Annotated in this window: 9 protein-coding genes and 1 pseudogene; 7 read left to right on the forward strand and 3 right to left on the reverse strand. The window is 59.3% G+C overall.

Annotation, left to right across the window (positions count from 1 at the left end):
- Positions 1-264, forward strand: a 264-nt coding sequence (locus ACFFNA_RS34230; RefSeq protein WP_378924308.1) for a DNA/RNA non-specific endonuclease, incomplete at its 5' end; no start/stop codon positions are given.
- A 72-nt stretch (positions 265-336) separates the two neighbouring features.
- Here the strand turns inward: ACFFNA_RS34230 and ACFFNA_RS34235 are convergent.
- Positions 337-1,254 (reverse strand): ArdC family protein, encoded by a 918-nt coding sequence (locus tag ACFFNA_RS34235; protein ID WP_378924310.1) that lies wholly within the window; start codon positions 1,252-1,254, stop codon positions 337-339.
- Between the two features lie 611 nt (positions 1,255-1,865).
- On the opposite strand from ACFFNA_RS34235, the gene ACFFNA_RS34240 reads away from it, so the two are divergent.
- Both ACFFNA_RS34240 and ACFFNA_RS34245 read left to right on the forward strand, forming a co-directional pair.
- Complete coding sequence (locus tag ACFFNA_RS34240; RefSeq protein ID WP_378924312.1) at positions 1,866-3,035, forward strand: ImmA/IrrE family metallo-endopeptidase; 1,170 nt, start codon at positions 1,866-1,868, stop codon at positions 3,033-3,035.
- A 6-nt stretch (positions 3,036-3,041) separates the two neighbouring features.
- The gene (locus ACFFNA_RS34245) at positions 3,042-3,506 is read left to right on the forward strand and encodes a DUF4411 family protein (protein ID WP_378924314.1); all 465 of its coding nucleotides are present in this window, start codon (positions 3,042-3,044) and stop codon (positions 3,504-3,506) included.
- Between the two features lie 681 nt (positions 3,507-4,187).
- Here ACFFNA_RS34245 and ACFFNA_RS34250 read toward each other — a convergent pair.
- Positions 4,188-4,544: a hypothetical protein gene (locus tag ACFFNA_RS34250; protein WP_378924316.1), complete on the reverse strand. Its 357-nt coding sequence runs from the start codon at positions 4,542-4,544 to the stop codon at positions 4,188-4,190.
- A 469-nt stretch (positions 4,545-5,013) separates the two neighbouring features.
- Between ACFFNA_RS34250 and ACFFNA_RS34255 the strand changes: the two are divergent.
- The 3 genes and pseudogenes from ACFFNA_RS34255 to ACFFNA_RS41315 form a co-directional block, all read left to right on the forward strand.
- A pseudogene (locus tag ACFFNA_RS34255) lies at positions 5,014-6,174 on the forward strand (IS701 family transposase); the annotation flags it as partial.
- Positions 6,175-6,574: 400 nt separating this feature from the next.
- Complete coding sequence (locus ACFFNA_RS34260; RefSeq protein WP_378924320.1) at positions 6,575-7,093, forward strand: Ros/MucR family transcriptional regulator; 519 nt, start codon at positions 6,575-6,577, stop codon at positions 7,091-7,093.
- 283 nt (positions 7,094-7,376) lie between these two features.
- A complete protein-coding gene (locus ACFFNA_RS41315) occupies positions 7,377-7,520 on the forward strand; it encodes a hypothetical protein (protein WP_446685988.1) in 144 nt (47 codons plus the stop codon).
- A gap of 296 nt (positions 7,521-7,816) precedes the next feature.
- Here the strand turns inward: ACFFNA_RS41315 and ACFFNA_RS34265 are convergent, their stop codons facing one another.
- Entirely contained in the window at positions 7,817-8,023 is a 207-nt protein-coding gene (locus tag ACFFNA_RS34265; protein ID WP_378924324.1) for a hypothetical protein, read from the reverse strand.
- 200 nt (positions 8,024-8,223) lie between these two features.
- On the opposite strand from ACFFNA_RS34265, the gene ACFFNA_RS34270 reads away from it, so the two are divergent.
- On the forward strand, positions 8,224-9,276 hold the full coding sequence (locus ACFFNA_RS34270) for an ABC transporter substrate-binding protein (protein ID WP_378924322.1): 1,053 nt from the start codon (positions 8,224-8,226) through the stop codon (positions 9,274-9,276).
- Positions 9,277-9,290 lie beyond the last annotated feature (14 nt).

The raw sequence follows: 9,290 nt of genomic DNA on the forward strand, positions 1-9,290 counted from the left end.
GAGGATTTTGGAACCGGCGTGGTGCAGTATCCTCTCGTCTTCTGGAAGGTGGTTGCGGTCTCGGCGCGCGATACCAACGGTCGCCGGTCCCTACGCACCTACGGTTTCAGGCTTTCCCAGAAAGACGTCGTCGATCGGTTCGGAGTGGAATTCGCGCCCGGTGAATATGCACGCTATCAAGTCGCCCTGTCAGCCATTAGCCATGAGGCCGGCGTTATTTTTGACGATGTCCTCTTGCGCGCCGATACACACGCCGAGGCATAACATGACAGTCAGCGTCGCCGAGACGGCTCGCGGACGCACGTTGCAGTGCGCTTCGGTCCAGAAGGCCGCCGCTCATGCGGGGGCTGCGTCGTGGGCGGCGCTGAAGCGCGACAGATAGTCTGCGGCGCGCTGCGCGTGCGCGGCGGCGGCGAAGATCGCTCGCTTGTCGTCCTTCAGCACGGACAGCCAGTGGCCGATATAGGCGGCATGGTCGTCGCGATCCTCGAGGCGCAGCCCCAGGTCGGCGCACAGGAACGCGGCACCCAGTTCTGCCACCAGCTCCTCGCGGATATAGCCGTCGTCTCCGAACCGCTTTTGACCGAAATCACGGTCAAGGCGCGTAGCGTGCCGGGTCCAATGGGTGGCCTTGTGGGCAAGCGTGGCGTAGTAGGCCTGCGCATCCCGGAAGGCGGTGAAGGCTGGCATTTGGATAACGTCGAGAGCCGGACTGTAGTAGGCGCAGTCACCTCCATGACGGATGTCGGCGCGCGTCGCTGCGAAGAAGGCTTCGGCATGGGTGATACGCTCATCCGGGTTCCGGAGGTTTTCGGCGCTGGCATAGAAGTGAGCCGGCAGCCCGTCGACTTGTTCGACATTGAAGACCGTGTAGGCCTTCAGGAACGGGATGAAGCGCTCGGCCTCATCGCCGGTGGCCTCGTCGGTCTCGGTGCGCCGCATGGTGTCGGCATACACGACGGGAGAGACCTTCTCGCCCTTGCGGACACGGCCGCCCATCTCGATGGCCTGCTTGAAGGTCATCCAGATCGGCGCGGCGTAATGCGCGGTCATCGCGGACGCCCAGAGCGTCAGGACGTTGATGCCGGCATAGGGCTGGCCGTTATGGCGAAGCGGCCGGGAGACGTGGCCGGCAGCATGGGCGGCACTCCAGGGCTGCGTCCAGGGTTTCACGCCCTGCTCAAGGGCTTCGATGATCTGGTTGGTGATGCGGCTGTAGACATCCTGCCGCGGGGTTTCGTTGGTGTCCGACATGACCTTGCTCCTTTTGCGTTGGGTTTTTCTCAAGACGCGGAGAAGCTGGGCCGGGCGATTGAGCCAGCCGGTCAGGCCCTAACACGGTCCCGCCTCGGCGGGAGTGGTGCGGGCGGGGTTTGACCGGGCGGCGCGCCCGGCCGAACGATCGCGGCAAATATTGAGGAAAGCGCGCCGCAATGAGCATGGACGGAACGCCGGAAAGCCAAACCGCGCGGCATCGGCGAAAGTCGACAGGAAGCGACCCTGCAAAGGCAGGCAGCACGCGAGTCAACGCAAATGGACGGCGCTGTGCGGGACCAACTTTACCGCGGCCCTTTTTAAGGTACGGGGCCAGGGCTGGCCTGTGCGACTGGGAAAACGACGACGATCCAGGCGAGAGCACCACGACCGGGCTCGCGTCAGTTGCACCTCCATACGAGGATCACCGGAGAGAAGATCGCATGGGGCGGGAGAACGCCAAAAACGGTCCCGTGGCCTTCCGCCACGCCTAGCCCTTGCGACGTCCTTTCGAGTATGACCGGGATGCAACGCCACCACGATCCAACGGCGTTAACTGGAACAAGAGGTGCGGCGGCCATGTTGACAGCTGTGATAGAGTAGGCGCGACCATGACCAAAAGCACCCTCGCCTATATCAATCCGGCCATCCTGCGATGGGTCCGGGAACAGGCCCGCCTCAGCCCCGAGGCGGCGGCCGAGGGTATTGGCATATCCGCCGACAAGCTGCAGGCCTGCGAGGCCGGCGACAAGCACCTGACCTTCCCGCAGTTTCTGGCCGCGGCGAACTTCTACAAGCGCGCACCCGCCATCTTCTATCTGAATGAGCCTCCGGTCGGATTTCAGCCGATTCAGGATTTCCGGCGCCTTCGCGAGACGCCAGAGGACGCCTTCAAGTCCGGTCTGGAATGGGCGATCCGCCAGGCCAGGGAGAGACGTGAATTGGCGCTCGAGCTCCGCAATGATTTGGGCGAGCCGGTTCAGCCGTTCAAACTGCAGGCCGCCGTCAAAGACAACGTAGAGACCGTTGGGGCGGCGATCCGGACCTATCTTGGCATTAAGCAGGTCGACCAGCAGACCTGGCGCGCCAAGGCTTTCGATAACTGGCGCACTGCCATTGAAACCAAGGATGTGCTGGTCTTCATGGTGCCGCGCTTGGCATTGACCGAAATGCGGGGCGTAGCGGTCGCAGAACCCAACCTGCCGATCATCCTGATCAATTCCAAGGATCGCACCAACGGGCGCACTTTCACCCTATTGCACGAATTCTGCCATCTGGTCGTCAGGGCCAGCGGTATCAGCGGTCTCGATTTCGTCGCACCCGAGCCCGCCAGCGCCGTCGTAGAGCAATTCTGCAACGCGGTCGCCGGCGCCGCTCTGGTTCCGAGCGACTGGTTGCTAAGCGAGCATTTGGTACGCACCAAGGGCCAGGTGAAGACCTGGGACGACGACGAGCTGGCCGCGCTGGCCGGCCGCTTCGGCGTCAGCCGCGAAGTCATTTTGCGCCGTTTGCTGGGCCTCGGCCGCACCACACAGGCATTCTATGAAAGCCGCCGTGCGAGCTTCCAAGCCGAGTATGATGCCTTGGCCGAGAAAAAGAGTAGCGGAGGTCCCGAGCGTCATCTGGTCGTGCTCAGCCAGCTAGGTCGTAGCTTCACTCGCTTGGTGTTGCAGGGCTACTACGATCGCCAGTTGACGCTGCGCGACGTTGCAAGCCACCTCAATATGCAGGTGACTGCCGTTCCGAACATCGAACGCGCCGCCTTCGGCCTTGCAGGGTAGCGCTACGTGGCGACGATTTATTGCATCGACACATCGGCCCTGATCGCCGCCTGGTACGAACGTTACAAGCCCAAGCGCTTCCCCAGATTGTGGGACGAGTTTGACAAGCTGATCGGTCAGGGCCGCCTGGTTTCGTCCCTTCTGGTCCAGGCCGAATGCGAGAAACGCTCCCCGGAGCTGCATGACTGGCTGAAAGACCGCGCGGACATGTTTGTCGCGCCCGACCAAGCGATCCAGCAGCGCGTCCAGCATGTGCTGAACACCTACAAAGGCCTGGTCGCCGCCGGCAAACAGAAGTTTGCCGCCGATAGCTTTGTCATTGCCACGTCCGAGGTGTTGGGCCACACGCTCGTCACCGAGGAAACCGGCGTGGACAGCTTACGCAAGATCCCCGGCGTCTGTAACGCCATGAAAATACCCTGCATCAACCTGATGCAGCTGTTCGACGCCGAGGACTGGACCGTCGGTTAGTCGGAATGCCTTGGGGCCGGCTAAGCTGTCTGAGAGAGATAACTCCCTCTATCGAAAGCTCTGCAAGTTCCCGTCGACATTGCGAAGGCGCGATCCCTCCCCCGCGAAATTCGCAGGACGGGCAGCATACCTTCCCAATTGCTTCGTATCCTGAAGGGCGATGAACCTCATGGCCGATGTTCGCCGCTCGTGATTGAACCTGTGCCAAGCGGCGCGAAGAAGCACGTCCATCTCATCTTGTACCTGCCGACGCGAAACGTTGGCATTAAAGACTCGCACATATGATACCCCTCATCCGGCGCGGCCTGGACGCGGTCCCTTGGGACAAACCACTCTCCCGTAGGCGGGTCATTCCGAGAGTAAGGTTCGGGTTGTTTGACGTAGTAGCCATCCTTAGTAGGTCTGACGTCGCTGGAATCGATTGGATGGCAATCTCGATTGCCGCAGCACCTAAAATGAAGAACAGGGTCAGTCTTGTGTGTATACCAATGTGGGCGTTAGCATCGCCAGCCAAGACAAGCCCCACTAATGCAATGCCCCTGTCCGACTTACCCATGGCGTGCCCGTCGCACTTATTGATATTATATTAGCAATACCTAAATGCAAGATTGAAGTCGCATTGCCCAAGGCAAAAGTCTCTGGGGCAAAGAGTTGGTCAATCTTGGCCCGATAGTGTGGCTTTCAGCGATAGTGAAGATGGGCGAGATCTGATCGCGCCAACCGGTCTCTTTCACGATCTTGCCGCCGAAGCCCTTGGCGCAGCACGGGGCGAGCCCGATTCCTGTTCTCTTGCATCTTGTGGGCCATGCTCACCCGTTGACCAGCATACGCCGTCGCAAGCGTGAGCCTCTCGAAAAGGTCTCCCTTACGTTGACCATAAATCTTCGCAAGCCACGCACTATCCAACCCCGGCCATCCCAGATGATCTTTATCTTCATCTCGAAAGTACTCTTCTGCAACCGCCTGATGCAGGTGAACAGATATCGACTGTACTGAGATGCAGATAATTTCACGCCATGTTGTCACTTCAGCGCCCAAGGAACTCCCTTGCGTACTGAGAAATAGCACTGACAAACGCGATCATTTAGCACCTCATGCGTGCATACATGAAGTACGGAATGACGATCAGTGCTGCAAAATAAGGTTTCCACCTTCTGCTTCGTCTATTTACTTCTTCGCAATCGGTTGCTTATCCGCTGCGATCCAACGCCTATTAAACATATCTAATTTTATTGCCCGAGCCCTGAAGCCATTCGCTCGTTTATCCTTCACAGCGATACTTGCATTTTTTGCTGCGTCGGTGTTATGGCAATCACGGGTTGTTAAGTCAAGTTTGTCCTGAACAAGAGAATGTGAGAGTTGTGCGGCACCCAAATTGTCGCCACGGCATTACTATTATCGGTAAAAAACAACGAGGAGCGAGACCAAGTATTACAATTGCGTTTCACATGTGAATTAGTTATTTTTTTCGATTTTGTGCCGGGCGGCCAAGGGGGAGGTATTGAGAATGGTTGAATCGATTGAAATGACACTGGAGATATGGGCCTCGGCACTACGCGAGGTGAAGTCCCTGATTAGGGGGCTTTTCCCTCAGGAACGTGTGGCGATTTCGGCCGGACTGTTCCTTGAAGGCCTGCTCCGGGACGAGCATCGCAAGACCGGCTGGATGCGCGCCGAGGCTGCGGGTGACCCCGGGCCATGGCGCCAACAGGCCATTTTGGGGAGGGTCAAATGGGATGCGGACGCTTTGCGCGACATCGTGCGCGAATACGCGCTCAAAACGCTGGGCGACAACGAAGCGGTCCTCGTGATCGAGGAGACGGGGTTCATCAAGCAGGGCAAGACGTCCTGCGGGGTCGCGCGGCAGCTCAACGTCTCGACGGGCAAGATGGCCAACTGCCAGATCGGCGTGTTCGCGGCCTATGTATCCCGGCACGGGCAAGCTTTTATTGATCGCGCGCTGTATCTTCCGAGGGCATGGACGGATCACCCTGCCCGCTTGGCGCAGGCCCACGTGCCTGCGGGCACGACTTTCGAAATAAAGTCCCGCCTGGCACTGGTTATGATCGCACGCGCCGTCGCTGCCGACGTACCCTTGAGCTGGGTAGCATCTGACCGCGTCTTCGGTGGCGCCGACATCGAGATGGCCCTGCGACGCTGGTACAAGGGCTATGTGCTCAGCGTTAACGGCAACCATCACTTCTCTTGCCGAAATCGCTTCCCAGAAGGAGGGACAGCCGAAGATATCGCGCGGAACCTCGATCCCTCCCTATGGCGGAGCTTGCCTCCGGGAGAGGCCCTCCAGGGCTCTGAATCATGGGCTTATTGCCCGTTCACTGACTTGGACGTCGCGGAATATGACAGAACCCGTTCCGGGCTCTGGACCCCCGGGCTCTTGATCCGACGCGATGCGAACCGCGCTCTCAGCTACTTTTCGACATGGTCTCCAGCGGGAACCGAGATCGAAACCCTTGTCGCAGTGCACCAATGCTGCAGGATTATCGAAGAAGGCCTACGTACGGCGAAGAACGATCTGGGCCTCGACCATAACGAAACCCGTTCCTGGCACGGGTGGCATCGCCACGTCTCGCTAGTCATGCTCGCTTTCGCGATGGTGTCGACCGTGCGCCACAAGGCGAACCTCCAGCCCCCGGGAGCGGTCGGAAGGCTCATGGTGACTAGTCGCAGATTCGAACGCTTACCGAGGCCTCCCAGGAAGCCGAAGCCGGGATCGCTCGGCGCCGCGGCCGCCCTCCCATGGCTAGATCAATCGGGCGAATGTGGCCGCAAGCCCTTGCCGAGCAAAACGCAACAGTAGCGTGAGGTTCCAAGATGAAATTGTCCGTGAAAACGAGATCCACCCGCCTTCTAAACGAGGCCCGAAGGGCAGCCGGATTCGCCGGAAACGGGAGAAATGAAGAGGTGGTCATGCGACAAAATGCCGTCATCGGTGTCAGTACGTCATATCGAGATATCCGACCTGAGCAAGCGCGTAGCCAGGAGCTCTCCGAGGTCGGTTTTCCGGTTGGAGCGAGTAGGAAAGCTATCAAGAAGCAAGGAGCATGATTATGCCTGAAGACAATACAGAACGGACAATCGCAGAAGACGACAATACTGAACAGACAGGCGTGAATGAGGAAAATACTGAGCACATTAGCGTGGATGAGGAGGATGCTGAACAGCCAGGCGTGGATTTGTTGGGCCTTACGGCAGATATCGTCGCGGCCTTTGTCCAGAAAAACCCGATCCCTGTCGCCGATCTTCCGGACTTGATCGCTAGCGTCAATTCTGCGTTGAGGGGGATTGTACAACCGCCTGCTCCGCCAGAATCTAAGCTCGTTCCGGCGGTCAATCGCAAGCGGTCCGTCTTCCCCGACTATATCATATGCTTGGAGGACGGAAAAAAATTCAAGTCTCTCAAACGGCATCTCCGAGCCAATTACGGCCTGACACCCGACGATTATAGAGCCAAATGGGGACTTGGTCCTGACTACCCGATGGTGGCGCCGAATTATGCGTCTCGGCGGTCCCTCCTTGCGAAGTCCGCGGGTCTCGGCCGTAGGCCAGCCGTCAAAACGCAAGGGTAAAGCCCCCGCTTGCTCGCGAGTTCTGGACTTTTTGCTTTGCCGGACGCATCCTCTCTTCGGGGAGATGGCGATGGGGAATGCGGCTCAGCCATGGCGCAAACGGCGCACACCATGATGGCGAACGCCGAAAGGCCGGCTTGCAATCGTTCTTGCGCTGCTTGCGATCTCGTCTGCTGCCTATGTTGCGGCTGACAACCGGCCCCGGCTCCCGGCCGTTCACTCCTATGGCGCGTCATCGAGCGAGGTCGCTGCGCGCAAGGTAGGTTGTGACATCAAGGGCAACATCAATGAGCGCGGCGAGCATATTTATCACGTGCCGGGCCAGGAATATTACTTGGCCACGCGGATCAACACTGCGCGTGGGGAACGGTGGTTCTGCTCCGAATGGGAAGCATGGTGGGCCGGCTGGCGAAAGGCTAAGGTATGAAGAAGCCTGGAACATCCTTTACCGGAGAGGAAATCGCGGCCGAGTAGGAACGCCGCCGGAACGCTGAGAGCCAGATCGAACATGATCGAGCGCGGGTAGCCCAACGTCTCCGTGAGTCCCGGAACGATATGCAGTGCATTCATTGCGGGCAGGGATTTTCGAGCGTCGAATCCTCCGCCGCTGAGGTCGGACTATGCGACCATTGCCTTCATAGGGACTGACGCTGACGTCGTAGTCGAGGTGAGTAAGGCCAACGTGCAAAAATAAACGCGTCCTCGTTTCCCGCCTGCTCCGGCCTAGGGACCTCTCGCCTCGCCGGCGGCCAGCCGCGCCAACGCCTCTCGCCGCTGCTCCTGTGGGAGCTTGGGCTTGCGACCGAACTTAACGCCCATAGCCTTGGTGTCCAAGATCGTCACGGCAATGATGCCCTCGATCTTGAGCAACTCCTCCACGCGAGGCCAGAAGGGTTCGAGCGGATCGGGACGTGTGCGCCAGTGGCTCAACCGGACACCGTAATTGTCGCCGCGCAGGCGGCGGCCCCTCCCGCCACTGTCGAGCGACGCATGCCCTCAAATGGGCATCGGAGGCGAACAGCGTTTCCCTCCGGCGGCAAAGAACAGCATCCGATACTTTATCGTCTACAAAATTGATAGACATAATAAACAGCGTAGGAAGCGATTTTCCAAATTGGAGCAAAACGAGGATGTTAGCTGTGGAGAGATTTTCGAGAAGAAGGTTTAGCGCCCTCGTGGCCGCCTTTGCGGTGACCTTGGTCGCTTCTTCCTCGCCTTTCGGGGCTCAGGCGGGTAGTTCGGACGCGGATAAACTGCCGACCGAAATCCCGCAGGGCACCGTGCTTCGCATCGGCGATCCCGAGACGCAAAGGGCGCTGGAACTCTCGGGTCTGATCGATCAACTGCCGTTCAAGGTCGAATGGGCCAATATCAGCGGTGGTCCACAAACAATCGAAGCTTTTCGCGCCAATGCGTTGGACGTTGGATCGGTCGCCGACATTCCGCCCATCCACGCGACCTGGACCGGGCTCAAGGTCAAGATCATTGCCGCGAAGTTCCGGAAGGATCCGGTTGCGCACCCGATTTATCAGCTCGGCATTGCACCTGGCGTCGAGGTCAGGACGCTTGCGGACTTGCGCGGCAAACGGATTGCTTTCAGCCCGGGTCAGGCGCAGGGCGCGCTGGTGCTGAGGGTGCTGCAGGCCGCCGGCCTGAAAAAGGAGGATGTCAATCTCATCGAACTGCCCAGCAACGGCGATGCCTATCCGGTGGCACTTGCCAGCAAGCAAGTCGATGTCGCGCCGATCTGGGGCGTCCTCATCAAGCACTATCTGCACCAGTACGGTGCCGACGGCGCTACTACCATCCCGCATGGCTTGCGCGATGATCCAGCCCATCTCTATGCCCCACAGGCCGTGCTTGACGACCCGGCAAAAGCTGCCGCTCTCGGCGAATACGTGCGCTACTGGGCACTCGCGACCCGATGGGTGGAGGAGCATCCGAAAGAGTGGATCGAAGGCTACTACGTCGCCACGCAGGGGCTCGACAGCGAAGATGGCCAGTATCTCGTCAATGCCGACGGCCAGTTCGACATCCCGCCCGACTGGAACGACGTGATCGCGCGCCAGCAGGCGACGATCGATCTCCTGGCTCGGGAACTGAACAGGCCCCCGATCAAGGCCGAGGATCTTTTCGACAGGCGCTTCGAGAAGATCGCCACAAATGCGCTGAACGCGTCATGACGCCCGTTTCTAAA

It is taken from the genome of Mesorhizobium kowhaii (assembly GCF_042431665.1).
GTDB classification, from domain to species: Bacteria; Pseudomonadota; Alphaproteobacteria; order Rhizobiales; family Rhizobiaceae; genus Mesorhizobium; species Mesorhizobium kowhaii.